This is a genomic window from Rhodosalinus sp. (genome assembly GCF_046542825.1).
Classification (GTDB): domain Bacteria; phylum Pseudomonadota; class Alphaproteobacteria; order Rhodobacterales; family Rhodobacteraceae; genus Rhodosalinus.
This window is the reverse complement of sequence record NZ_JBKHAQ010000039.1, coordinates 1-23,460: the sequence shown is the minus strand read 5'-3', so window position 1 is coordinate 23,460 and position 23,460 is coordinate 1. Positions and strand designations below refer to the sequence as shown.

Annotated in this window: 22 protein-coding genes and 3 pseudogenes; 14 read left to right on the top strand and 11 right to left on the bottom strand. The window is 68.1% G+C overall.

The features are described from left to right. The 3 genes and pseudogenes from ACLFOB_RS07260 to ACLFOB_RS07250 form a co-directional block, all read right to left on the bottom strand. Positions 1-149 (bottom strand): annotated as a pseudogene (locus ACLFOB_RS07260) (flagellin); the annotation flags it as partial. Between the two features lie 205 nt (positions 150-354). Continuing rightward, entirely contained in the window at positions 355-705 is a 351-nt protein-coding gene (locus tag ACLFOB_RS07255) for a flagellar biosynthesis protein FlgN (protein ID WP_410925649.1), read from the bottom strand. Then, positions 692-1,000, bottom strand: coding sequence for a rod-binding protein (locus tag ACLFOB_RS07250; protein ID WP_410925648.1), 309 nt, complete (start codon positions 998-1,000; stop codon positions 692-694). Before ACLFOB_RS07250 ends, ACLFOB_RS07255 begins: the two co-directional genes overlap by 14 nt. A 1,114-nt stretch (positions 1,001-2,114) precedes the next feature. On the opposite strand from ACLFOB_RS07250, the gene ACLFOB_RS07245 reads away from it, so the two are divergent. From ACLFOB_RS07245 to ACLFOB_RS07235, 3 genes are all read left to right on the top strand, one after another. After that, positions 2,115-2,771: a flagellar hook-length control protein FliK gene (locus tag ACLFOB_RS07245; RefSeq protein ID WP_410925647.1), complete on the top strand. Its 657-nt coding sequence runs from the start codon at positions 2,115-2,117 to the stop codon at positions 2,769-2,771. A 38-nt stretch (positions 2,772-2,809) separates the two neighbouring features. After that, complete coding sequence (locus tag ACLFOB_RS07240; protein ID WP_410925646.1) at positions 2,810-3,523, top strand: flagellar hook capping FlgD N-terminal domain-containing protein; 714 nt, start codon at positions 2,810-2,812, stop codon at positions 3,521-3,523. Between the two features lie 183 nt (positions 3,524-3,706). After that, positions 3,707-3,907 carry a hypothetical protein gene (locus ACLFOB_RS07235; RefSeq protein ID WP_410915570.1) on the top strand — a complete coding sequence of 67 codons (201 nt, stop codon included), beginning with the start codon at positions 3,707-3,709 and terminating at the stop codon, positions 3,905-3,907. Between the two features lie 103 nt (positions 3,908-4,010). On the opposite strand, the gene ubiB is transcribed toward ACLFOB_RS07235, so the two are convergent. Continuing rightward, positions 4,011-5,543 carry a 2-polyprenylphenol 6-hydroxylase gene (gene ubiB / locus ACLFOB_RS07230; protein WP_410925645.1) on the bottom strand — a complete coding sequence of 511 codons (1,533 nt, stop codon included), beginning with the start codon at positions 5,541-5,543 and terminating at the stop codon, positions 4,011-4,013. Position 5,544: 1 nt separating this feature from the next. Then, entirely contained in the window at positions 5,545-6,309 is a 765-nt protein-coding gene (gene ubiE, locus ACLFOB_RS07225) for a bifunctional demethylmenaquinone methyltransferase/2-methoxy-6-polyprenyl-1,4-benzoquinol methylase UbiE (protein WP_410915568.1), read from the bottom strand. A gap of 100 nt (positions 6,310-6,409) precedes the next feature. On the opposite strand from ubiE, the gene mutM reads away from it, so the two are divergent. The 6 genes from mutM (at position 6,410) to ACLFOB_RS07195 (ending at position 12,205) form a co-directional block, all read left to right on the top strand. Continuing rightward, positions 6,410-7,261: a bifunctional DNA-formamidopyrimidine glycosylase/DNA-(apurinic or apyrimidinic site) lyase gene (mutM, locus tag ACLFOB_RS07220; RefSeq protein ID WP_410925644.1), complete on the top strand. Its 852-nt coding sequence runs from the start codon at positions 6,410-6,412 to the stop codon at positions 7,259-7,261. Between the two features lie 62 nt (positions 7,262-7,323). Then, positions 7,324-8,100, top strand: coding sequence for an enoyl-CoA hydratase (locus ACLFOB_RS07215; RefSeq protein WP_410915565.1), 777 nt, complete (start codon positions 7,324-7,326; stop codon positions 8,098-8,100). Positions 8,101-8,262: 162 nt separating this feature from the next. Continuing rightward, the gene (gene rpsT / locus ACLFOB_RS07210; RefSeq protein ID WP_410915564.1) at positions 8,263-8,526 is read left to right on the top strand and encodes a 30S ribosomal protein S20; all 264 of its coding nucleotides are present in this window, start codon (positions 8,263-8,265) and stop codon (positions 8,524-8,526) included. Positions 8,527-9,030: 504 nt separating this feature from the next. Next, positions 9,031-10,416, top strand: a complete 1,386-nt coding sequence (dnaA, locus tag ACLFOB_RS07205) for a chromosomal replication initiator protein DnaA (protein ID WP_410925650.1) — start codon at positions 9,031-9,033, stop codon at positions 10,414-10,416. Positions 10,417-10,570: 154 nt separating this feature from the next. Next, positions 10,571-11,689 (top strand): DNA polymerase III subunit beta, encoded by a 1,119-nt coding sequence (gene dnaN, locus ACLFOB_RS07200; protein ID WP_410925643.1) that lies wholly within the window; start codon positions 10,571-10,573, stop codon positions 11,687-11,689. Positions 11,690-11,806: 117 nt separating this feature from the next. Further along, on the top strand, positions 11,807-12,205 hold the full coding sequence (locus ACLFOB_RS07195; RefSeq protein ID WP_410925642.1) for a transposase: 399 nt from the start codon (positions 11,807-11,809) through the stop codon (positions 12,203-12,205). Positions 12,206-12,442: 237 nt separating this feature from the next. Here ACLFOB_RS07195 and ACLFOB_RS07190 read toward each other — a convergent pair whose 3' ends face one another. From ACLFOB_RS07190 to ACLFOB_RS07175, 4 genes are read right to left on the bottom strand one after another with little or no spacing between them, the layout of a single operon-like run. Further along, positions 12,443-13,378, bottom strand: a complete 936-nt coding sequence (locus tag ACLFOB_RS07190) for an ornithine cyclodeaminase family protein (RefSeq protein ID WP_410925641.1) — start codon at positions 13,376-13,378, stop codon at positions 12,443-12,445. After that, positions 13,375-13,890 (bottom strand): TRAP transporter small permease, encoded by a 516-nt coding sequence (locus tag ACLFOB_RS07185; RefSeq protein ID WP_410925640.1) that lies wholly within the window; start codon positions 13,888-13,890, stop codon positions 13,375-13,377. Before ACLFOB_RS07185 ends, ACLFOB_RS07190 begins: the two co-directional genes overlap by 4 nt. A gap of 2 nt (positions 13,891-13,892) precedes the next feature. Next, entirely contained in the window at positions 13,893-14,888 is a 996-nt protein-coding gene (locus ACLFOB_RS07180) for a TRAP transporter substrate-binding protein (protein ID WP_410925639.1), read from the bottom strand. Positions 14,889-14,917: 29 nt separating this feature from the next. Further along, positions 14,918-16,231, bottom strand: a complete 1,314-nt coding sequence (locus ACLFOB_RS07175) for a TRAP transporter large permease (RefSeq protein WP_410915554.1) — start codon at positions 16,229-16,231, stop codon at positions 14,918-14,920. A 76-nt stretch (positions 16,232-16,307) separates the two neighbouring features. Here ACLFOB_RS07175 and ACLFOB_RS07170 point away from each other — a divergent pair, with 76 nt between their 5' ends. Continuing rightward, positions 16,308-16,937: a helix-turn-helix domain-containing protein gene (locus ACLFOB_RS07170; protein ID WP_410925638.1), complete on the top strand. Its 630-nt coding sequence runs from the start codon at positions 16,308-16,310 to the stop codon at positions 16,935-16,937. 2 nt (positions 16,938-16,939) lie between these two features. Continuing rightward, positions 16,940-18,364 carry an amidase gene (locus tag ACLFOB_RS07165; RefSeq protein ID WP_410925637.1) on the top strand — a complete coding sequence of 475 codons (1,425 nt, stop codon included), beginning with the start codon at positions 16,940-16,942 and terminating at the stop codon, positions 18,362-18,364. A 349-nt stretch (positions 18,365-18,713) separates the two neighbouring features. Here ACLFOB_RS07165 and ACLFOB_RS07160 read toward each other — a convergent pair. Both ACLFOB_RS07160 and ACLFOB_RS07155 read right to left on the bottom strand, forming a co-directional pair. Continuing rightward, a pseudogene (locus ACLFOB_RS07160) lies at positions 18,714-19,051 on the bottom strand (transposase domain-containing protein); the annotation flags it as partial. A gap of 55 nt (positions 19,052-19,106) precedes the next feature. Then, positions 19,107-19,208, bottom strand: a pseudogene (locus ACLFOB_RS07155) (hypothetical protein); the annotation flags it as partial. An 820-nt stretch (positions 19,209-20,028) separates the two neighbouring features. Here ACLFOB_RS07155 and ACLFOB_RS07150 point away from each other — a divergent pair. The 3 genes from ACLFOB_RS07150 to ACLFOB_RS07140 form a co-directional block, all read left to right on the top strand. After that, positions 20,029-21,543, top strand: a complete 1,515-nt coding sequence (locus ACLFOB_RS07150) for an NfeD family protein (protein ID WP_410925636.1) — start codon at positions 20,029-20,031, stop codon at positions 21,541-21,543. 34 nt (positions 21,544-21,577) lie between these two features. Further along, a complete protein-coding gene (locus ACLFOB_RS07145) occupies positions 21,578-22,345 on the top strand; it encodes a slipin family protein (RefSeq protein ID WP_410925635.1) in 768 nt (255 codons plus the stop codon). A 674-nt stretch (positions 22,346-23,019) separates the two neighbouring features. Beyond that, positions 23,020-23,460 (top strand): IS110 family transposase (locus ACLFOB_RS07140; RefSeq protein WP_410925634.1); only part of this gene is annotated, 441 nt, incomplete at its 3' end.

Genomic DNA, 23,460 nt, shown 5'->3' with positions numbered 1-23,460 from the left:
GAGATCGCCCAGACGGCCGAGTTGTCCTTGGCGCTGGCCACGGACTTGCCGGTCGAGATTTCGGACTGCGTCTTGGCGAGGTTGCCATTGACGGATTTCAGGGTCTGCAGCGCGACCATCGCGCTGTTGTTGGTCAGAATGCTGGACATGGGTTCTCTGGTCCTTTCCTGTGCGGCGTGTTCGGCCGCGTCGTTGAGCCGGGCTGCCCCGGCATTGGGGACGTCTTTCTGACCGTTGTGGCCCGGGTGCCCCTGCCACGCCATCGCCTGGATGCCGTCACAACGTTGCGCCCGAGGTCCTAACGGAGGGCTAATCGCGGGCCGCCGGCTGCGACGGATTTTCGCCAAACTGTTATCAGGCGCGGCGTTCCATCCGGCCCTGGCCGGGCGTCACGACCGCGGCACGGCGGCCATCGCTGTCGTACGTTTCAAGAGTTTGCCGCAGGTCGCGGACGCGGCCGAGGCGGCGGGCGACCTCGCGCAGCCCGGCGAGCGCGCCGTCGAGCAGCGCCTGATTCCGCGCGATCTTCTGTTTCAGGTCCGGGTGTGCGCGGTCGGGAGTGCCGGCATGGGCCAGCTGCTGGACAAGCCGTTCCTTCCGCTCGAGAACATCCGCGAGGGCCGAAAGCTGGCCTGCGCGAAGCAAGATGCGCTCTTCCTCGATCAGGCGGTCGAGGCGGTCCAGCAGATCGTCAGCCGCGGTCATGGCGGACCTCCGCCTGCAGGGCATGAAACAGTTGTTCGGCAAGTCCGATCCCGCCCGCGTCGGCCATCGCGCGGGCCTGCGCGTGGCGCAGATAGGAGGCAAACTGCGTCTCTCCTGCACCGCCTCCGAACGCCTGCGGCACGCGGCCCAGCCCCGCCGTTTTCAGCATCTCCGCCAGAAACGCGGATTCGAGTCGGCGCGCGGCGTCGCGCAACGCGGCGTCGTCCGCCGTATCAGACGGCGCGGGCACTGCCGGAGAAGGGGAGCCCGCAAGGATAGTCGTCGGGACCTGCATCGGTTCGCTCCAATTCGAGGTGGTTGGCGGCATCCTGCCGAATGGGCGGTAAAGATCAGGTAACCGGATCAGGGTAGAGAGCGGGCCAACGCGGAAGAACTCCGAGGTCGTGATGGACTTGCCCCCGCTTTCCCCACCGGCATCCCCGGTCACTCGGTCCGCCCCCGCAGGCGCCGCGCCGGGGCGGAGTTTCGTTGCGATCTTTCGGGCCGCGACGGCCCTGGTGACGCAGCCGTTGCGGGCGGCCGGGCCGGCAGAGGCATCGACCGGCTCTGCCCATTCCAAAGACGCGATGGAGGAGACAGGCGCGGCGTCGCGGTCGGCGTTGTCCGACCCCCTGGCCACGGACAGGGGTGCCGGCGACGGGACCGCACAAGAACCGACAGAACCGGGCCTGCCAGTCGCTCCCGTTGCGGTCGATCGGCCGTCTGCCGCCGCGTCCCCTCCGCTCGCGTCTCGGCCACCCGGCGCACCGTGCGCGGGCTCCGGGGCGGGGTGGCAAGAGGCCGTTCCCGGTGCCGCCGGCGCCGGTCCGGCTGCGCCAGCATCCGATTCGCGCGCCCAACGCACAGCCGCGATGCCGCCTCCCGCACCGACCAGCCGCATGGATCGGCAAGGTGCGGTGCAGGACGCAACCGGTGGGGCGCGAGCCCTCCGGCCATCGTCGTCGTCTTTGCCCGGGGACACGACAGGGTATGCACAGGCCGACGAGTCCCAGGTCCGGGCGGAGACGCGCGCGGTGCAGGAGATCCCGGGTGCAGCCCCGGCCGCGCCTGCCGGTCGCAGCCCGCCGTCACCCGAGGCGCTCTCGCGCGCCGGCGGGGACCGGACGCCGCCCCTGCAAATGGCCGCCAGCGTTCCGGACCCGAAAACGGAACCTGCGCGCGGCAACCCTGGCGATGCACTGCGTGCCATCGCCATGCCACCGGGCACCGCAAGTTCCCCCGACACGGGGCAAGGCCCGGCAGCGCAGGACCGTCTTCCCGTTCGGCCATCCTGGTCCCTGGCCCATACCGGCGGGGCGCGCGTGCCCCCCGAGAACGGGTCAGCCCTGCCGCCCTCTTCGGATCCGTCCCGACCGAACGTCGCGGTCCCGTCGCGGGAGGCATCGGCGTTGCCGGAAGCCGCCGCGGCGCCACAGGAGCTGCGGGTCCACCGCACCGGCGCCGTCGTTTCGGCCGATGCGCCGGCGGGGCCGCCCGGGCGCACAACGGCGATCGCGGCCGGCGCATCGCCCGGCGCGGTCAAGGCCGCGGCAGCGCCCGGCGACGCGCCGCTTTTCGAGCCGATGCTGGCCGCGCTCGATACCGTAGGCGCGCCTGCTTCGGCGGGGCAACCGCAGGCCTCGTCACAGCCGGAGCTTGCGTCGCAGGCGGCGCGGATCGTGCGACAGATCGTCGAGGTGATGCCGAGCGGACCGGACCGGATGACAGAGCTGACGCTCGATCCGGAGGAACTGGGCCGCGTCCGGCTGGGTATCGCGACCGGCGAACAGGGTGTTTCGGTGCAGATTCTGGCCGAACGGCCGGAGACACTCGAGCTGCTGCGCCGCAATCTCGATCTGCTTTCCGAGGATCTGCGCCGGCTCGGCTTTTCGGGCATCACGGTGGACCTTGGCTCCGGCGACGCGGGCGCCGGCGCGGAAGAACGGTCGCCCGCGCCGAGAGAGGATGCCGCGCCGGCGCCCGACGCGACACATCGGCCCGGGGCGCCTGCGCCCGAGCGGGCTGACGCGCCGACGGGCCGCGGCGCCCTCGATCTCAGGCTGTGACGCCTTTTTCTGACCATGTACTCCGCGAGGATCCCGGGATGAGACCAGACCTTTCACCTGCAGCAGCTGCCGCGCAGACCGTGACGCCCCGCCCGGCAACGCAGTCTTCCGGCAACCCGCCGACGGCGGGCGCCCGTCCGGCCGCGATCAGTTCCGATTTCGAGACCTTCCTGCGCATGCTGACCGTGCAGATGCAGAACCAGGATCCGCTCAATCCGATCGAGTCTTCGGATTTCGCCGTGCAGCTGGCCACCTTCTCGGGCGTCGAGCAGCAGGTCCTGACCAACGAGCTGCTGAGTACGCTCTCCGGCGACATGGGATCGGGGCCGGCGCTGTCGCACTACGCGGCCTGGGTGGGGATGGACGCGCGCACGGGGGCACCGGTGGACTTCGACGGCGCACCCCTGGATCTCGAGCTGCCTTCGCATTCCTCGGCGGACACCGGGTGGCTGGTGGTGCGGGACGCGGCGGGCAAGGTCGTGCAGGAGCGACAGGTCGCCCCGGGGACCGGCGAGCTGGTCTGGGACGGAACCGCGCCGGGGTCGCTGGCTCTGCCGCCGGGCAGCTACAGCCTTTCCGTGCGCTGGATGGGCGACGGCGCCGAACTGGCCGAATTGCCCGTGGAAACCTATCAGCGGGTCTCGGAGGTTCGCCTTGCGCCGGAGGGGCAGGTCGAGGTCGTGCTGCGCGGAGGGGCCGCCGTGCCGAGCGACGGTGTGACGGCCGTTCGGGGCCCCTCGGCTGCGGGCTGAGCGTTTTCTTGCCTGCTTTCTGTGCAAGAGTCCGCCACCATGTTGCCAGAATGCCAGGCCGACCGGGCCCATTCACCTGCCCAAGGGGAAAGCCCTGCTGGACAGGCTGCCTCGTCTGCGCTAGACAAAGGTATCTGCGCGAGGGGGCCGACCTCTCCGCGCCTTTACAGTCTGGAGAGTGTCATGAAGAAATTTGCGACCATCGCCGCGGCATCCGCGGTTGCCGCCGCCGCCGCCGCACCGGCTTTCGCCGAATCGGCAGATCCCTTCGAAAAGGCGCAGTCGCCGGTCGTGTCCTCGCAGGCGGTGCCGACGGTGCCGGTTTGGGCAATCGTCGGCGGTGTTGCCGTTGCGGTTGCTGTCGCAGCAAGCGACGACACCTGATAGGCTTAACGCCATCGAAGAATTCGAGAAGCGGCTCCTCGGAGCCGCTTCTTTTTTGGTGCCGCTTCTTCTTGGTCCGCCCCCGGCCCGGCCGCAACCCGCGTCAGAGACTCGCGACAAACAGCAAGGCCAGGCCAGCGCCACCCGCCACGCCGGCAGCGCCCCATATCGCATGCCAGACTTTCGAGGGCTTCGGCGGCTCTTCGCGCGCGTCTGCCTGACGGATCAGCGCGTTCTCGATCAGGGCCGGCAGGCGCGGTCCGAAGCGGGACAGGACGCGCGCCGCCTCGACCAGATCGTTGACCACGGCACGCGGCCCGATGCTTTCCTTGATGTAGTCCTCGACGACCGGCCGCGCCACCTCCCAGATGTTCATGTGCGGGTTGAGCGAGCGGGAAACACCCTCGACCACCACCATGGTGCGCTGCAGCAGGATCAGTTCCGTCCGCGTTTCCATGCCGAACTTCTCGGTCACCTCGAAGAGATAGGCCAGCAGGCGCCCCATCGAGATGCGCGTGGCGTCCATGCCGAAGATCGGCTCGCCCACGGAGCGCAGGGCGCGGGCGAACTGGTGCACGTCGCGGTCGGCGGGAACATAGCCCGCCTCGAAATGCACCTCTGCCACGCGCAGGTAGTCGCGGCGGATGAAGCCATAGAGGATTTCGGCATAGACCCGGCGCGTGTAGGGGTCGATGTAGCCCATGATGCCGAAGTCGTAGGCGATGATGTCGCCGTTGGGCGCCACCTTCAGGTTCCCCTGATGCATGTCGCCGTGAAAGAAGCCATCGCGCAGCGCGTGCCGCAGGAAGAGTTGCAGCACCCGCTCCGACAGCGCGCGGCGGTCGTGTCCCGCGGCGTCCAGCGCGGCATTGTCGCCGAGGGCCACGCCCTCGGCCCAGCCAAGCGTCATCACCCGCCGGCCCGAATAGGGCCAGACGATGCGCGGCACGCGAAAGCCCGGATCCTCCTTTGTGTTTGCGGCAAATTCCGAGGCGGAAGCGCTTTCCAGCCGCAGGTCCAGCTCGCCCAGCACAACACCCTCGAAATGGCCGATCACGTCCATCGGCCGCAGGCGGCGCGAGGCGGGCGACAGCAGCTCGACCAGCCGGGCGGCGAAATAGAAGGCGTCGATGTCGCGGCGAAAGGCGCGCTCGATGCCGGGGCGCAGCACCTTGACCGCGACCCATTCGCCGGTCGTGGACAGCCGCGCCCTGTGCACCTGCGCGATCGAGGCTGCGGCCACCGGCGGGCCGAATTCGTCGAAGACCGCATCGGGTTCCACGCCCAGTTCCTCGCGGATGGTTGCCTTCGCCTCCTCCACGGAGAAGGGCGGCAGCCGGTCCTGCAGCACGCGCAGCTGATCGGCCAGATCCTGCCCCACCACGTCGGGGCGGGTGGACAGCACCTGACCGAACTTGATGTAGGCCGGGCCCAGCGCGGTGATCGCCCGGGTGATCGGCGGCATTGCCGGATCGCCCGCATAGCCCAGCCAGGTAAACGGCCAGCCCAGCACATGCGCGGCCACGCGCAGCGGGCGCGGCGCCTCCATCGCGTCGAGCACGGCGCGCATCGCGCCGGTGCGCTCGAAGGTGGCGCCGGTGCGGATCAGGCGCCAGATGTTGTGGGGGCCGCGCACCTCAGAGCTTCCAGCCGGAGTGCAGCGCGGCGACGCCCATCGTCAGGTTGCGATACTTCGCCTGCTCGAAGCCGGCCGCGCGGATCATGTCGAGAAACTGCTGCTGGTCGGGAAAGCGGCGGATCGATTCGACCAGATACTGATAGCTCGCACGGTCCTGCGTCACGACCTGCCCGAGCCAGGGGATCACGTTGAAGGAATAGCGGTCGTAGGCCCATTGCAGCGCAGGCACGGCAAGATGCGAGAACTCCAGCACCATCAGCCGCCCGCCGGGCTTCAGGACGCGAAACGCCTCCTTCAGCGCGTCCTCGGGCCGCGTCACGTTCCGGATGCCGAAGCTGATCGTGTAGGCATCGAAGCTGGCATCGGGAAAGGGCAGGGCCATCGCGTCGCCGGCCACCCAGTCCAGACGGTCGCCCAGACGCTGCGCCTCGGCTCGCCGGCGGCCTTCCTCCAGCATCGACTCAGTCAAGTCGAGCACCGTGACCCGCGCCTCACCCGCGCGGCGCAGGAAGCGAAAGGCGATGTCGCCCGTGCCGCCGGCCACGTCCAGCAGGTGCTGGCCCGGCCGCGGTGCCAGCCAGTCCATCATCGCGTCCTTCCAGACGCGGTGGATGCCGGCCGACATCAGGTCGTTCATCACGTCGTAGCGCGCGGCGACCGAGGTGAACACGCCCTTCACGCGCCCCGCCTTCTCGGCCTCCGGCACGGTCTCGAATCCGAAATGGGTGGTTGCGCCGGTGCCTGCGGAGGTTTCTTCGGTCATGGGGCCCTTGCCGTGCCTGTGTCCCGGCCTTCTTATAGGGCGCCCGCGGGGGCCTGCAATGCGCGGCCTTGCCGCGACCCGCCACCTTGCAGGAGCCGCGATGCCCGAACTGCCCGAAGTCGAGACGGTCCGCCGCGGTCTTGCGCCCGTGATGGAGGGCCGCCGCATCCTGCGCGCCGAGGTGCGCCGGCCCGACCTGCGCTGGCCCCTGCCGGAGCGGATGGCGGAGCGGCTGACCGGGGCGAGGATCGCGCGTCTGGGCCGGCGATCGAAATATATCCTTGCCGATCTCGACACCGGCGAGACCTGGCTCATGCACCTGGGAATGTCTGGGCGGATGCTGGTCTCGGGCCGGATCCTCGGCGACCACGTCCATGCCCATCCCGCCGCCTCCGTTCACGATCACGTCGTCGTCGAGATGGAGGGCGGCGCGCGCGTCACCTTCAACGACCCGCGACGTTTCGGCGCGATGGACCTGATGCCGAGTGCCGAGGCGGAGCGCCACAGGCTGCTTGCCGGGTTGGGGCCGGAGCCGCTGGGCAACGCCTTCAACGAGGCGTATCTTGTCGGCCGCCTGCAGGGGCGGAAGATGCCGATGAAGGCCGCGCTGCTCGATCAGAAGGTGGTGGCGGGGCTGGGCAACATCTATGTCTGCGAGGCGCTCTTTCGCGCGGGGATTTCGCCCCTGCGGCGGGCGCACCGGGTGGCGTCGCGGCGTCTTGCCGCGCTGGTGCCCGCGATCCGCGCGGTGCTGGAGGATGCGATCGCGGCGGGAGGCTCGTCGCTGCGCGACTACCGGCAGGCGGACGGCGAACTGGGCTACTTCCAGCATTCCTTCGACGTCTACGGGCGCGAGGGCGCATCATGCCGGCGCGCGGAGTGCACGGGAACGGTGCGCCGTGCGGTGCAGTCCGGGCGCTCGACCTTCTATTGTCCGGCCTGCCAAAGATAGCTTGAACCGTGAGGCCAGAGTGCTAGCAAGGGCGTCTGACCGACACCAGCGGAGCCAGGTTCATGGCCTACGAGACGATCGCCGTCGAGACCGAAGACCACGTCGCCACCATCAAGCTCAACCGCCCCGACGCCCTCAACGCCCTCAACTCCCAGCTTCTGGGCGAACTGGCCCAGGCGCTGCGCGAGGCAGACGCCAACGATCGGGTGCGCTGCATCGTGCTGACGGGCTCGTCCAAGGCCTTTGCCGCGGGGGCGGACATCAAGGAGATGTCGCAGAAGAGCTTCGTGGAGATGTATCTGTCCGATTTCTTCGGCACCGAGCATGAGGCGATCGCGCGGGTGCGCAAGCCGGTCATTGCCGCTGTGGCGGGCTATGCGCTGGGCGGCGGCTGCGAGCTTGCCATGATGTGCGACTTCATCATCGCGGCGGACACCGCGAAGTTCGGCCAGCCCGAGATCAACCTGGGCGTCATCGCCGGCATCGGCGGCACGCAGCGCCTGACCCGGCTGGTCGGCAAGGCCAAGAGCATGGACATGCACCTGACCGGCCGGTTCATGACCGCCGAAGAGGCGGAGCGCGCGGGCCTCGTCAGCCGCGTGGTGCCGGCCAAGAACCTGATGGAAGAGACCCAGGGCGCCGCGCAGAAGATCGCCGAGAAATCCATGCTGACGACGATGGCGGTCAAGGAGGCGGTGAACCGCGCCGAGGAAACCTCGCTTGCCGAGGGGATGCTTTTCGAGCGACGGCTGTTTCACGCGCTCTTTTCGACCGAGGATCAGAAAGAGGGCATGTCCGCCTTCCTCGAGAAACGCGAGGCGCAGTTCCGCGACCGCTGAGGGCCCCGCGACACGGGGCTTTCCTTTGACCGCGCCCTGGGCTATAGGCACCAACCACATGCGCGTGATGCCCGCTCAGGCAAGAGATGGTCCGGTCCCCCGGGGACGTATCGGGCGTTGCGCGAAAGCTGTTGCACGACGAACCCGAAGGAACCGACCCAGATGGCGAACACGCCCCAGGCCAAGAAACGCGCGCTCCAGAACGCCAGGCGCTACGAGATCAACCGCGCCCGCCGCTCGCGCATCCGCACCTTCCTGCGCAAGGTCGAAGAGGCGCTGGCTTCCGGCGACAAGGCCGCGGCCGAGGCCGCCCTGCGTGCCGCCCAGCCCGAGCTGATGCGCGGCGTCACCAAGGGTGTCCTGCACAAGAACACGGCTGCCCGAAAAATGTCCCGCCTGGCGCACCGGGTGAAGGCGCTGGGCTGAGCCGCGGCGCGTCCGGACAAGCTGTTGAGAGAAAAGGGCGCCCCCCGGACGGGGCGCTCTTTTCGTGTCTCGCCGGCTTTCGCGGCGTGAGGGATTCTTTGCCGGCGGCATCCGAGTCAAGCGACAAGTTCAGTTGCCGGCCGGCGTAACGGCTTGGTAAATTCTCCCCAGCGAGTCACATCGCCTTGGGGGGACAGGCTTAGCGGACACGATTTCTGGGGACGGAATCGGGTTCGCCCGCCCATACGAGGGTAAGCCGCAGTCTGCGGTCGGGGAGCGTCAAGCTCCTGCAAAGCCAGTCCATGGGCGCGCGAAGAGTGCGCGACACGATGCTTGGGCGGACCGCCGGATCGGCGGGATCCGCACGGGTCAGCCGTGCGCGCAGCAGGCCTTCTTCGCGCAACGCCTTCAGGCGCGGCGACCCGCATGATGGCCGCGGGCGAAGACGGGGGCGGGACCCCGCGGCACCGATGGAGGCGAAGCATGGGGCAAATCTGGAACGCTATGACAAGCGAAGAATGGGGACAGTTGCAGGGCGAACTCGAACGCACGGTGGGCAAGAACAACTACGTCAACTGGATAAAGCCGCTGTCGTTCGCGGGGGTGTCCGACGGGGTCGCGACCTTCCATGTGCCGACCAATTTCATGGGCACCTATGTGTCGGACAATTTCGGCGAACTGCTGCTGCACCAGATCGCCGCCACCGGCTTTGACGTGCGTCGGCTGCACTTCGCCGTGCCGCGCCGGACCGAGCCGGCCGCGCAGCGGGCCGGGGCGGCAGACGGGGCGCCTGCCGTTGCCATGGCACAGAAGAAGCCCGCCGCCGGGCTTGCCGCGCGCGCGAACAACCTGCATGGCGCCCCCCTGGACGCGCGGTTCCGCTTCGAGACCTTCGTCGTCGGCAAGCCGAACGAGCTTGCGCATGCTGCAGCGCGCCGGGTCGCCGAGGGCGGCCCCGTCACCTTCAACCCGCTCTTCCTCTACGGCGGCGTCGGCCTGGGCAAGACGCACCTGATGCACGCCATCGCCTGGGAGCTGCGCGAGAAGCGGCCGGAGCTCACCGTGCTCTATCTCTCGGCCGAGCAGTTCATGTATCGCTTCATCCAGGCGCTGCGCGAAAAGAAGATGATCGACTTCAAGGAGCTCTTCCGCTCGGTCGATGTGCTGATGGTGGACGACGTGCAGTTCATCGCCGGCAAGGACAGCACGCAGGATGAATTCTTCCACACCTTCAACGCGCTGGTGGACAGTCACAAGCAGATCATCATCTCGGCCGACCGTTCGCCCGGCGAGATCAAGGATCTCGAGGACCGGATCAGAAGCCGCCTGCAGTGCGGTCTGGTGGTCGATCTGCACCCGACGGACTACGAACTGCGTCTCGGTATCCTGCAGTCCAAGGTCGAGCAGCACGCCGGGCTCTATCCCGGGCTGCAGCTCGAAGATGGGGTGCTGGAGTTTCTCGCGCACCGCATCTCGACCAACGTGCGGGTTCTGGAAGGGGCGCTCACGCGCCTGTTCGCCTTTGCCTCGCTCTTGCAGAAGCCGATCAATCTGGACCTGGCGCAGGATTGCCTTGCCGACATCCTGCGCGCCTCCGAGCGCAAGATCACCGTCGAGGAAATCCAGCGCAAGGTGAGCGAGCACTACAATATCCGCTTCAGCGACCTGATCGGACCCAAACGCGTGCGCAGCCTCGCCCGCCCGCGTCAGGTTGCGATGTATCTGTCCAAGCAACTCACCGCGCGGTCGCTGCCCGAGATCGGCCGCAGCTTCGGGGGGCGCGACCACACCACGGTGCTTCATGGCGTGAAGCGCATCGAGGAACTGCGCGCCTCCGATACCCAGATCGCCGAAGACCTAGAGATCCTGCGCCGCGCGCTCGAGGCATGAGCGCCATACCGTGGCAATCGTAGCCTGCCGTGCAGGGCGGCGCGGCGGGTCCTCTTGACGGGTCCGGTGATCCGGCCGACAACACCGCAAGACTCTTGTGCGGCAGGGGCAACCGGATAGGGTGTGCCTCCGGCGGGAACGGAGGGACAGGGGCATGAAGATCAGCATCGAGCGCGGCGCGCTTCTCAAGGCCGTGGCGCAGGCGCAGTCGGTCGTGGAGCGGCGCAACACGATTCCGATTCTCGCCAACGTGCTGATCGAGGCGGACGGGTCCGAGGTGCGCTTTCGCGCCACCGACCTCGATATCGAGGTGGTGGACCGCGCGCCCGCGCAGGTCGAGCGCGCGGGCGGCACGACCGTGGGCGCGGTCACCCTGCACGAGATCGTGCGCAAGCTGCCCGACGGGGCGCTGGTCACGCTGGCCGACGACGGCACCTCGGGGCGGCTGTCGGTGACGGCGGGGCGGTCGCACTTCTCGCTCGCGACGCTCCCCAGGGAGGATTTCCCTGTCATGGCCTCGTCGGAATACACGGCGAATTTCGCGGCGCCCGCCCCGGTGCTGCGCCGGCTCTTCGACAAGTCGAAGTTCGCGATCTCGACCGAGGAGACGCGCTATTACCTCAACGGCGTCTACATGCATGTGGCCGAGGGCGACGAGGGCCGCGTGCTGCGCTGCGTGGCGACCGACGGCCACCGCCTGGCGCGCATCGACGCATCCCTGCCCGAGGGGGCAGAGGAGATGCCCGGCGTGATCGTCCCGCGCAAGACGGTGGGCGAATTGCGCAAGCTTCTGGACGACGACGAGGCGCAGATCGCGGTCAGCGTCAGCGAGACCAAGGTGCGCTTCGCAACGCCCGATATCACGCTGACCTCCAAGGTGATCGACGGCACGTTCCCGGACTATGCCCGCGTCATCCCGCAGGGCAACGCCCGCCGGCTCGAGGTGGACGCCGCCGAGTTCGCCAAGGCCGTGGACCGGGTGGCAACCGTCAGTTCGGAACGCTCCCGCGCGGTGAAGATGCAGATGGACGAGGACCGGCTGGTCCTGTCGGTGAACGCCCCCGACAGCGGCGCGGCCGAGGAGGAACTGGCCGTCGCCTATCAGGACGAACGCCTCGAGATCGGCTTCAACGCGCGCTACCTGCTGGAGATCGCAAGCCAGGTGGATCGTGAGAATGCCGTGTTCATGTTCAACTCGTCCGGCGATCCGACCCTGATGCGCGAGGGCGACGACACCTCGGCGATCTATGTCGTGATGCCAATGCGGGTGTGACGCCCCTCGCTTGTCACAGACAGGGCCTGTGACCGGCCGGGCCGGACCACTGGCAAAGCTCAAAGCCCCGAAGCAATTCCTCTTGCCGCGGCCTCGCGCAAGGCACGCTGGCAAGGCGTGCCGCGCCCGGCGCTGCCCGGTGCTTGCGCGGTCCGTTCCACCGGCGAGGGCGGGGCGCGGACCGCGGCGGCGACGCCAAAGGTCGACAGCTTCCGCAAGGCCCGCGACTACGCGGCTTGGCTCGGGCTCACACCGCAACCACACGCGAGCGGTGGTAAGGCGCGAATGGGTCGGATCTCCAAGGCCGGCAACCGGTATCTGCGCCGACTGCCCTATCTCGACGCGATGGCACATATCATCGCACGACGGTGCCGGCGACCCTTGGACGACCGGCTCTGGCGCATGCTGGAGAAAAAGCCGGTGGAGGTCGTCGCGGTCGCGCTGTCCAACCGCATGGCGCGGGTTGTCTGGGCGCTGGTCAGCACCGGCGAAAGCTACCGGGCCAACCCGGCCTGACATAGGACACGTCCCCCGGCGTAAGGTTTGGTGAGACAGTGATTTGGGCTTATGCGGCTCCCGAGAGGACCAGCCATGACGGACGGCCACTCGCCAAACGCGAGGTTGGTCGTGACGATGATCGAGGTGAATGCCGCGGGAGAGATCACCGAACCAGTCGGCTCACACCGCGATCATGGGGCCTAAACGGTGGGATTAAACACGTAAACCCGTGCGATCCGGTCGGAGCTGCCACGGCTAACCCAGTGTCTGCGCGATATGCCAGCCTGCGGCAAGGTCCTGCACGATCAGGCCATGCGACTTGTAGGCCGTGATCTGCGCCGGGTCGGTGCGGCCCGGCGCGCTGCCTGCAAGCACGGCGCCAAGCTCGGTCACCGGGTAATCCTCACCTATGACGCCAGCGGATCTGGCCTCCAGTATCTCGCCGGACTCGCGGGCCGAGCTTTCCAGCGCGTCGGTGAACATCGTCATGCGCGCCACGCCGGCATCGTCGACTTCGCGGGCATCGGCAAGGCTCGCGCCCACCAGGTTCACATGCTGCCCCGCGGCCAGCATTTCTCCGCACAGGAACGCCTTGCGCGCCGAGGTCGCCGTGGTGACCACATCGGCGCCTGCAACCGCCGCGCCGAGATCCTGCACCACGCGGAGGGGCGCGCCGGGAAAGTGTCCGGCCAGCGCGGTCGCCGCCTCGGGCCGCCGCGCCCAGAGCCGGATTTCCGCCGGCGCGAAGCATTGCAGCACGCCTCTCAGATGGAACTCGGCCTGTTCTCCGGACCCGCAGATCGTGAACACGCGCGGATCGGGACGCGCCAGCGCGCGCGTCGCCAGCATGGACACGGCGGCGGTGCGCAGCGCGGTCAGCGCATCCGCCTCGATCGCGGCAACGGGGCGGCCCAGCGCGCTTTCGAACAGCAGGACGAAGCCCTGATGGCTCGAGAGCCCGTGCCTCGGCGCCTCGGGGAACAGGCTAAGGATCTTGGCTCCGTGCAGCGGCGGGTTGCGCAGCGCGCCATACATCACCCCCATGCGCCCCGTCCCGCTCACCTCCACCGCAAGGCGCGGGGGATGCAGCGCGGCGCCGGCCGACACGTCGCGCATCGCGGCCTCCATGACCGGCACCAGTTCGGCCACGGTGATGCGGCCAAGGACGTCCCGGGCGGCAATGACCTTCATTCGGCCGTGCCGCGTGCGTGCGCGACGGGGCCCGTGACCCGCGCCGCGCAGTGAATCAGGATCACGAGGCAGGTGATCGGGATAACCGCGCCGACCAGCGCCATGTTCAGCCCCAGGCCGGGCGAGGTGCGGCCCATCCCGCGCCAGAGGAAGCCGCGCTCGATGTTCCAGCCCGGTCCGAAGACCGAGTAATGCAGCACCGGCAGCAGAAAGATCGCCACCGCAAGGACCAGCATCGCCCGCGCCAGCATCTTCCGGCCCCGCCCCGAGGCCGGGGTGACCGCCAGGATGACCGGGTCCAGCCCCCGCCGAAAGGCGCAGGTGGCGCCCAGAAGTCCGCTCCACACCATCAGGTAGCGCGCCATCTCCTCGGTCCAGGCGTAGGGGCTGCGCATCCCGTAGCGCGCGCCAACCTGAAGCAGGATCACCAGCGCGATCCCGATCAGCCCGGCCTTGGCGAGCGCGAGACAGACCCTGTCCAGTCCCGCGCTCACCTGCTCGATCCGCCGCATCCTCACTCCCTGGAGGCGTCGGCTAGGGCCTGCATCTCTGCCACCGACCCGGCCGGCATAAGCGTGTCCCACACCTCCTGGCTGCGCAGTCTGAACTCGGCCAGCGCCTCGGGAGAGGGGGTCGTGACCGTCACGCCGGCCGCTTCCAGCTGTTCGATCTCGGTGGTTTCGGCAGCGTATGTCCATTCGCGGTTCTTCGCGTTCGCGGTTTCGATGGCCGCGTCGACGACCGCCCTCTCCTCATCCGAAAGCCCCTCGTACCAGTCCGCCGACATCAGCGCGGCGCGGAAGGGCGTCCCGGCCTTCAGGTCGGTGAAATGCGTCAGGAACTCCGTATGTCCGAAGATCAGGGGAACGGCGGGCGGGTTGAAATAGCCGTCCACGATCCCCTGCTGCACGGCGCCGGCGAACTCGGGCATGTCCACCACCACGCCCTGCGTGCCCCAGGCCTCGAACAGCGCCACCTGATTGGCGTCGATGGCGCGCAGCCGCAGATCGGCAAGGTCGTCCACCGTCTCGACCGGCTTGGTGTCGTTGAACAGGCCCATCTGACCGCCAAGGCCGGGCAGGCCCGCGATCATCACGCCCTGGGCCGCCATTTCCTCGCGGATGCTGTCCAGCAGCGGGCTGTCCGTCTCCTGTGTCGCGCGAAAGAACTGCGCCGAATCCTCGAACACGTAAGGTGCGAGAAAGCCAAGGATGCGCGGATCGACCTGCGCGATCATCACGAAGTTCGTCACGCCGAACTGCAGCAGCCCCTGCGACAGCTGATCGACGATCTCGGCGTCCTTGCCAAGGCTCGCACCGGCAAAGACCGTGGCCTCCATGCCCCCTTCGCGCAATGCGGCGGCGAAATCCTCGGCATAGACCCAGTCGGCGCAGGCCGGAACTTCCGGGCACTGAACGGCGATACGCGCCTCCTGCGCGGCGGCGGGGACCGCGGTGGCAAGCCCGAGCGCGAGGCCCGGAAGCGCGGTGCGAAATCTGTCGAGCATCATGGTGGTCTCCCTGGTTTGTCTGCGCAGTATCAGTTGATCAGCCCCGCGAGTCGGGGCAGCGTCAGCGTCAGTTCGGGCACGAGGATCAGCAGCACCAGCAGCAGGACCTGCACGCCGAGAAAGGGCAGCACGGCCAGCGACAGCCGCGCATAGGAGACCCGGCTCGCCGCCGACACCACCATCAGGATTCCGCCGAACGGCGGCGAGATGAGGCCGAGCGTCAGGTTGAGGCACGTCACCACGCCGACGTGGACCGGGTCCGCCCCGGCGGCGATGGCGGCGGGGATCAGGACCGGCACCATCAGCACCAGCGCCATGGTCACGTCCATCACCATGCCGGCGGCGAACATCACCAGGCTGGCGATCAGGAAATATCCGGTCGCGGTCAGGTCGAGCGTGGTCACCGCTTCCGCGATCGTCTGCGGCACGCGCAGGATGCCCACCAGGTAGCCGAAGATCGCGGCTGCGACGAGGATCATGAAGATCGAGCCCGTCAGCATCACGGCGCTTTCCACGGCCCGCGATCCTTCCGACCAGACATGGCGCAGCACGTCGCCGGGGCGGTCCATCCAGCGATAGACCACCACCAGCACGACCGTGATCGCCACCGCCAGTGCCGCCGCCTCGGTCGGGGTGACGACGCCAAAGACGATGCCGCCGACGATCACGACAGGAATGGCCAGCGCCGGAACCGCCCGCAAGACCGTGGGTCCGACCCGGGGCAGCTCCACTCCTGCGCCGCCGGGATGATCCTCGCGGCGAGCAACCCAGCCGTTGTAGGCGAAGAGGAAAACCGCCATCAGCAGGCCGGGCACGATCCCTCCCGCGAACATGGCGGCGACCGAGACGTTCATCAGCGCGCCGTAGAAGATCATCACGATCGAGGGCGGGATGATCGGCCCGATCACGCAACTGGCGGCCGTCAGCGCCGAAGCGTAATCCCTGCGGTATCCCCGGTCCACCATGGCCGGGACCAGGGTTCTGGTCGTCGCTGCCGCATCGGCCACCGCCGATCCCGAGACACCGGCCAGGAAGACCGAGGCGGCAATGTTGACATAGCCAAGCCCGCCCCTCAGCCGCCCGACCAGCAGCATCGCAAGGTCGATGAGCGCACGGGTCACCCCGCCCCGGGTCATCAGCTCTCCGGCCAGGATGAAAAGCGGCATCGACAGGAAGGTGAACACGTCGATCTGGCTGAAGATGCGCTGCGGCATGATGGCGAGATAGTCGCCATAGCCCGCCGCGACGAAGGCCAGCACCGCCGCCGACCCGGCGACATAGCTGATCGCGACCCCGCCCGCGACCGCCAGGGCGATGAAGCCGATGATGAGCGCAGCCGCCATGGCGATCCTCCTTGAAGGAGAGGATTCTTTCGTATACGAAACATGTCAAGCAATAGTTTTCCTTTAGGAAAGATGCATGAACAGCAAGGCGGATGATGATGAGGCCGCCGAGGCCCTCAGCGCCTTCGGCCAGCGCGTGCGGACGCTCCGGCGGGGCCGGGGCCTGACGATGCAACAGGTCGCCGACCGCGGGGGCATGGCCTGCTCGACGGTGTCCAAGATCGAGAACTCCAACCTCTCGCCGACCTTCGACGGATTGCTGAAGCTCGCCCGCGGGCTTGACGTCGATCTGTCGACCCTTCTCGCCCACGGGAACGACGCCGCGCCCGCCATGCCGCAGCTGGGCCGGCTCGACGTCACGCGTGCCGCGGACCGCCACCGCCACGATGCCGCCGCCTACATCTACGAGCCGCTCGCGATGGGGCTGAAGCGGAAGCTGATCGACGCAAGCTTCGTCGTGGTCAAGGCGCGCGCCCTCTCCGAGTTCGAACAGCTCGTGTCCCATCCGGGGGAGGAGCTGATCTTCGTCCTCTCGGGCGAGGTCGAGCTGCACTCCGACCTCTACGCGCCGATCCGGCTGGGTCCGGGCGACAGCGTCTATTACGACGCCGGCATGGGGCACGCCCTGATATCCGTCGGCGACGCGGACGCGACCCTGCTCAACATCGTCGCCGGCGGCGGCGGATTCACCGCACTGAGGGACTGATCATGCTCACACGCGAGGAATGGCTCGACCATGACATGGTCGCGCTGGCCGGTCTGGTCGAGCGTGGCGAACTCGCGCCGCGCGAGCTGCTGCAAACCGCCATCCGCGAGATCGAGGCGCAGAACCCGAGGATCAACGCCGTCGTCGTGACGCAATTCGAGGAAGCGCTCGACGCGCTGGAGGCGCGCGAGGCACGGGGCGACCGGCCGCGCTTCCGCGGGATCCCCTACCTGATCAAGGACCTGCACGCCCCTGTCCGGGGCCTTCCGCTCTCCAATGGCTCGGAACGGTTCAAGGGCACGACCTTCGACTTCGACTCGTCGCTCGTCGGCCGCCTGCGGCAGGCCGGCTTCGGCTTTCTCGGGCGCAGTGCATCGCCGGAATTCGGACTCACGCTGGAGACCGACAGCGCCGCCTGGGGCCGGACCCGCAACCCCTGGGACCTCGACCGCGGCGCGGGCGGATCGAGCGGCGGGGCAGGCGCCGCGGTGGCCAGCGGCATGATGCCCGCCGCCCATGCCACCGACAGCGCGGGGTCGATCCGCATTCCGGCTGCCTACAACGGTCTGGTCGGCCTCAAGCCGAGCCGCGCCCTGAACCCGTTCGGCCCCCATCGCGGCGATCCGAATTTCGGGATCAGCCACGAACACGCCGTCACCGTCAGCGTGCGCGACAGCGCCGCCATCCTCGACGTGACCGCGGGCCCCGACACCGGCGCGCCCTATTTCACGCCCCGTCCGGCCGAACCCTTCGAGCAGCTCATCGAACGCCCCCCGGAGCGGCTGCGGATCGGGCTGGTGACAACGCGGTTCGACGCTCGGCCGGTCGATCCCGTCTGTGCCGAGGCGGCGACCCTCACCGGGCGGCTGCTCGCCGATCTGGGCCATGAGGTCGGAGAGGTCATGCCGGGCTTCGACATCGCGGCCCTCACGGATGCGATGATCCGCGTCCTGCTGGCCTCGCTCGCCGGGCTGTTCCCCGGCACGGGCGCGCTGCGCGACGAGGAACTCGACGGGCTGGAACCGATGACCCGTGCCGCGCTGCGCTTCTCCCGGCAGGTCTCGCTGACCGAGCACCTTCAGCGCGCCGCGATCGTCAACCGCGAGGTCCGGCGGCTGGCCGCATTCTTCGAGCGGTTCGACCTGCTGCTCACCCCCGCAAGCGCCACGCCGCCGCCGCCGCACGGCACCTTGTCGATGCGAACTTCGGACCTCGAGAGCTTCCTCGACCGTCTGTTCGAACTGAGCCCCTTCACCGCGGCCTTCAACGCGAGCGGGATGCCGGCCATCGTGCTGCCTGTCCACCACACCCCCGAAGGTCTGCCCGTCGGCGTGCAGATCTGCGGGCGGCTGGCCGAGGACGCGCTCGTCCTGCGCATCGCCCGTCAGGTGGAGCAGGCCCGCCCCTTCCGCCGACGTCCCGGTTGAACGCGCAGCCGGTGGCAGATTGCATTCCGCGGCTCGTTCCGGAATGAGCCATGACGCAGAACGTCAGCGCAGGCGGTGTAAGCAGACCGTGTAGGTGATGACTGCGGATGGCCGAATGTCCGGAGCAGCCGCGCAGCTGGCAACCGAGGCGCGGTTGGAGCCGTCTTGCACACTGTGCCAAGCGACCTGGCCGAGCAAAGTTCACGCGTCGCACTTCCCTCAAGAGCAACCTCGTGCTGCCGCTGGCCCCAAGCTGCGGCGCCGAGATTGGGAACCGCGTCGTGGTCGAGGGTGTCTGGCACGCAGGTTCGCGGCTTTCCGTAAGCGGTGTCCAGCGGCCACCCGGCTTTCAGCTTGACGGCTGGCAGTTCCAGGGGAGGAGGTCGTCGATGCGGCTCTGGGGATAGCCGTTCGCGATGGCTTCGAGGGTGGCCTTGCGATAGGCGAAGGGCTCGACGCCGTTGATCTTGCAGGTCTCGATCAGCGAGGCGATGCGCCCCCATGTCCTGCCGCCTTCGTCGTGGCCCGCGAACAACGCGTTTTTTCGGTTCAGGGCAATCGGGCGGATGAGGTTCTCGACGGAGTTGGAGTCGATCTCGACGCGCCCACCTGAAGAAAGGTCTGCAGGCCGTCCCAGTGACGATGGATGCAGGCGAGCTTCTCGCCAAGGCGGGACTTGGCCGAGCCGGCCAAGCCGCGCCTGCACGCCCTCGAACCGGCCGACCGGCAGGCCGAACTGCCGGCGCAGCCGTGCGTAGGCGCCCGAGGTATGCGCGGCCAGAGCCGCCGCTCCCGAGGCCTGCGAGGGCAGCGAGATGCCGCGCCCGGCCGCGAGCGCGCTCATCAGCATCTTCCACCCGTGCCCGATGCCGTCGCGCCCGCCGATCACGTTTTCCAGCGGGGCGAAGACGTCGTGCCCCTCCGTCGGCCCGTTCTGAAAGAAGTGCCCGCAGGGGATGTGCCTGCGGCCGGTCTCGACCCCCGGCAGATCGGTTGGCACGAGTACGCAGGTGATGCCCAGATCGGGCTTACCGCCCAGCAGCCCCTCGGGATCGTGGATCTTGACCGCGAGGCCGAGCATAGTCGCGACCGGGCCAAGTGTGATGTAGCGCTTGGACCAGTTGAGCCGCAGGCCCAGCACCTTTTCGCCCTGATAGAGCTGCGCCAGGCGGAGAAGTTGGTGGCCGAGGCGCGAGAACGGGCCGAAGCGGTCCTCGGGATCGACGCCCGCACCGATGCAGGTGGTCCGGCGGCATCCTGCCCGCGCTGTTGGGGGGCGCGCGTGTCCGGTGGGGCCGGACGCGGACGGGAGCGCAGCGATGGCGCTGCTGGGATTGCGGGGAGAGTTGGTCGGGCCGGAGCAACACGCCGCTCGCCCGGGTGCATCGACCCGATCTGATGGCTGCGCTGGCGCGCGACATGATGGAGGCGCCGCAGCCGATGTCCTTCCGCCGCGTGGCCGAGGTCTTGGGGGCATCGCGCAACTGTTTGCTGACACCCGCCTCATAAGCGGTGTTTCTGGCAGATCGCGGAACATCCCCTATTTCTCCGGACAGGCTGGGCGGATTTCGGATAACCGCATGTCCATCATCATGGTGCGCCATACCTGGGCCATGGAGCGCGTTACAGTTGGGTGAACGGGGTGCCTGAAGGGGAGCGACGGAATGACATGGCTTCACGGCAATTGTCTGTTTCGGCTCGGCGCGTTCCGGCGCGTACTGAGCAGCTGCGCCGTGCTCACCCTGGCGCTGCTTCTCGGTGCGCTCGGGCTTGCGGCGCAGGAGAGACAGGCCCCCGCGCCCGCGATGGTGCTGGAATTCGATGGACCCGTCAGCCCGGCCTCGGCGGATTACATCACGCGCGCGCTGTCGGATGCCGCCGAGCGTGAGCTTCCGCTTGTCGTGCTGCGGATGAACACGCCCGGCGGGCTCGATTCCTCGATGCGCGAGATCATCAGCGCGATCCTTGCCTCGCCGGTGCCGGTAGCGAGCTATGTCAGCCCGTCCGGCGCCCGCGCCGCGAGCGCCGGCACCTATATCATGTATGCCAGCCACGTCGCCGTCATGGCCCCGGCGACAAATCTGGGGGCGGCCACGCCCGTTGCGATCGGGGGTGGCGGATCGGGAGGTGACGATGACGGCCCGATGCCCTTTCAGTTGCAGGTGAATGGCGAGGACGCCAACGCGCGGGAAGACGGCGCACCCGAGGGTGCGGGTGCCGATGACGGGCGTTCCGACACCGGCGAGGCCGGTGACGACGACGGCGCCGAGCGCTCTGCCCCCGCCTCCGCCTCGGAAGCCAAGGCGATCAACGATTCGGTGGCCTATATCCGTGGGTTGGCCCAGCTGCGCGGGCGCAATGCCGACTGGGCCGAGGCAGCGGTGCGCGGGGCCGAAAGCCTGAGCGCGAACGAGGCGGCCGAGCAGGGTGTGATCGACTTCGTGGCCCGGAACATCGACGATCTGCTCGCGCAGGCCGATGGCAGGGTGGTCGAGATGCCGGACGGAACCGAGATTGCCCTGGCGACCGAGGGGCTGCCGCTCGAGCAAATCGAGCCCGACTGGCGCACCGACCTCCTGGCGACCGTCACCAACCCCAATGTCGCGCTGATCCTGATGCTGGTGGGGGTCTACGGGCTGATCTTCGAGTTTCTCAACCCCGGCGCGCTTGTGCCCGGCACCGTCGGCGGCATCAGCCTGATCATGGGGCTCTATTCACTGGCCCTGCTGCCGCTCGACTGGGCGGGGATCGGCCTGATCCTGCTGGGGCTCGCGCTGATCGTCGCCGAGGCATTTGCGCCCTCTTTCGGCATTCTCGGTATCGGTGGCACCGTGGCGCTGGTCATCGGCGCCGTGATCCTCGTGGATACCGATGCCGAGGGAATCGCCGTCTCGGAGCCGCTGATCGCGGCCGTTGCGGTGGCCGGCGTGGCGTCGACATGGATCGTCGTCCATCTGACGCGCGGCGCGTTTCGCGCACGGGTCGTAAGCGGGCAGGAGGAACTGGTGGATGCCGAGGCCAGGGTGATCGACTGGCACGACGGCGAAGGCCATGTCTGGCTGCATGGCGAAAGGTGGCAGGCCCGCGGCCCGGACGATCTGGCCCCCGGCGACAGGGTGCGGGTCCGCGCGATGAGCGGCCTTGTGGTGATGGTGGACACGATGCAGCGCAAAGAGTGATGCACAGCGTTCACCCGACAGAATGGAGAAGATGATGGATATCCTGGCAGATTTCGGCTTTTACACGCTTTTGGCGATCTTCCTGATCGTCTTTCTCACCGCGGCCATCAAGATCCTGCGCGAATACGAACGTGCGGTGGTCTTCACGCTTGGCCGCTTTACAGGCACCAAGGGGCCGGGCCTGATCCTGCTGATCCCCGGCATCCAGAAAATGGTTCGGGTGGACATGCGCACCATCGTGCTGGATGTGCCGAAGCAGGACGTGATTTCCAAGGACAACGTGTCGGTCAATGTTTCGGCTGTGCTCTATTTCCGGGTGATCGACGCCGAGCGGGCGACGATCCAGGTCGAAAGCTTCATGGATGCCACCAGCGAGCTCGCGCAGACGACCTTGCGCGCGGTGCTGGGCAAGCATGAGCTTGACGAGATGCTGGCGGATCGCGACAAGCTCAATGACGACATCCAGGACATTCTCGACAGCCAGACAGAGGCGTGGGGGATCAAGGTCGCGAATGTCGAGATCAAGCATATCGACATCGCCGAATCGATGATCCGCGCCATCGCGCGGCAAGCCGAGGCCGAGCGCGAGCGCCGCGCCAAGGTCATCAACGCCGAGGGCGAGCAGCAGGCGGCGCAGAAGCTTCTGGAGGCTGCCGAGATCATGTCCCGGGATCCCGGCGCCATGCAGCTGCGCTATCTCAGTTCGCTCAACTTCATTGCCGGAGACAAGAGCTCGACCATCGTGTTTCCGTTTCCCATGGAGCTGGCCGGAATGGTCCCCGGCCTGAAGAAGGACGGTTGACCCCTCATCATCGCCCCTGGCTTCAGGTCAAATCGCCATGCGCAAGGTCGACGGGTGGCCGACCCTCGACAAACCGATCGAGCCCTTGCCCCTTCACCTCGCCGCCGGCGGTGTCAGAAAACCGTGTTTGTCCGCTTTTGTGCTCCCGAGCGCCAGTAGGGTAGCCTCGGTGGCCCGAGACCGCTCGGGAGACCTGCCATGCGCCGCTTCGACCCGACCGAGTGCAGCGTCTGCTTGCCCGGCTGACACCGCAGGAGCTGCGCAAGGTTGGGGAGCTGGTGTCCGAGGCGCGAGAGCGTGCCGAAGCGGTGCTCGAGATCGACGCCCGTGCCGAGGCGGGCGGACCCCCGGCGGCCTCCTGCATCCGCTGCGGTGGCGAGAGCCGCATCCGGAGGGGCCGGACCCGGATTGTAACCGCCGGACGCAATCTCCCCAAAAGCGCCGTTTGAAAAATCCCCAGTCGGAGCGGGGCAGGCGACTTTCGAACTTCATGGATTCGAAAGTCGGCTGCACCGCGGGCCACCTGGCGGAAGCTGTCCCGCATACGAGCAACGGTGGCAGTCAGGTGAAGGCGAGCCACGGTGCGCCATTCATGGGGTGGACGGCTCCCGCTCCCGGCATCGCAATGTGCCATATTGGGGTGCCGTGAAAGCCACCATCGAGGGGAGCCGCCCATGCAACAGCCTACCACCATCGGCATCGATCTTGCCAAGTCCGTTTTCCAGGTCCACGGCGTCGACGCGGACGGCGCCATCCTGGTGAAGCGCAAGCTTCGGCGGGCGCAGGTTCTGACCTTCTTCGCGGGGCTCGAGCCGTGCCTCGTCGGGATGGAGGCCTGCGCGGGAGCTCACTTCTGGGCGCGCGAGTTGCAGGCGCTCGGGCACGACGTTCGCATCATGCCGCCCTCCTACGTGAAGCCGTATGTAAAGCGCGGGAAGACGGATGCGGCTGACGCGGAAGCTATCTGCGAGGCGGTCACGCGGCCGACCATGCGGTTCGTGCCGGTAAAGTCGGCGGAGGTGAGGCCCCGAACGCCACCGGTCGGAGAGAGGGGCCGAACGGCAGCGCTTCTGGACCACAAGACGCGTTCGCCCGCTCTCTCGGACGGGTCGCGT

Coding starts and splice junctions, on each gene's coding strand:
- ACLFOB_RS07185 (WP_410925640.1), bottom strand. CDS start 13,890: ATGCGGCGGATCGAGCAGGTGAGCGCGGGACTGGACAGGGTCTGTCTC.
- ACLFOB_RS07165 (WP_410925637.1), top strand. CDS start 16,940: ATGCTCACACGCGAGGAATGGCTCGACCATGACATGGTCGCGCTGGCC.
- dnaN (WP_410925643.1), top strand. CDS start 10,571: ATGAAGATCAGCATCGAGCGCGGCGCGCTTCTCAAGGCCGTGGCGCAG.
- ACLFOB_RS07180 (WP_410925639.1), bottom strand. CDS start 14,888: ATGATGCTCGACAGATTTCGCACCGCGCTTCCGGGCCTCGCGCTCGGG.
- ACLFOB_RS07145 (WP_410925635.1), top strand. CDS start 21,578: ATGGATATCCTGGCAGATTTCGGCTTTTACACGCTTTTGGCGATCTTC.
- ACLFOB_RS07190 (WP_410925641.1), bottom strand. CDS start 13,378: ATGAAGGTCATTGCCGCCCGGGACGTCCTTGGCCGCATCACCGTGGCC.
- ACLFOB_RS07235 (WP_410915570.1), top strand. CDS start 3,707: ATGAAGAAATTTGCGACCATCGCCGCGGCATCCGCGGTTGCCGCCGCC.
- ACLFOB_RS07250 (WP_410925648.1), bottom strand. CDS start 1,000: ATGCAGGTCCCGACGACTATCCTTGCGGGCTCCCCTTCTCCGGCAGTG.
- mutM (WP_410925644.1), top strand. CDS start 6,410: ATGCCCGAACTGCCCGAAGTCGAGACGGTCCGCCGCGGTCTTGCGCCC.
- rpsT (WP_410915564.1), top strand. CDS start 8,263: ATGGCGAACACGCCCCAGGCCAAGAAACGCGCGCTCCAGAACGCCAGG.
- dnaA (WP_410925650.1), top strand. CDS start 9,031: ATGACAAGCGAAGAATGGGGACAGTTGCAGGGCGAACTCGAACGCACG.
- ACLFOB_RS07170 (WP_410925638.1), top strand. CDS start 16,308: ATGAACAGCAAGGCGGATGATGATGAGGCCGCCGAGGCCCTCAGCGCC.
- ACLFOB_RS07215 (WP_410915565.1), top strand. CDS start 7,324: ATGGCCTACGAGACGATCGCCGTCGAGACCGAAGACCACGTCGCCACC.
- ubiE (WP_410915568.1), bottom strand. CDS start 6,309: ATGACCGAAGAAACCTCCGCAGGCACCGGCGCAACCACCCATTTCGGA.
- ACLFOB_RS07240 (WP_410925646.1), top strand. CDS start 2,810: ATGAGACCAGACCTTTCACCTGCAGCAGCTGCCGCGCAGACCGTGACG.
- ACLFOB_RS07150 (WP_410925636.1), top strand. CDS start 20,029: ATGACATGGCTTCACGGCAATTGTCTGTTTCGGCTCGGCGCGTTCCGG.
- ACLFOB_RS07255 (WP_410925649.1), bottom strand. CDS start 705: ATGACCGCGGCTGACGATCTGCTGGACCGCCTCGACCGCCTGATCGAG.
- ACLFOB_RS07175 (WP_410915554.1), bottom strand. CDS start 16,231: ATGGCGGCTGCGCTCATCATCGGCTTCATCGCCCTGGCGGTCGCGGGC.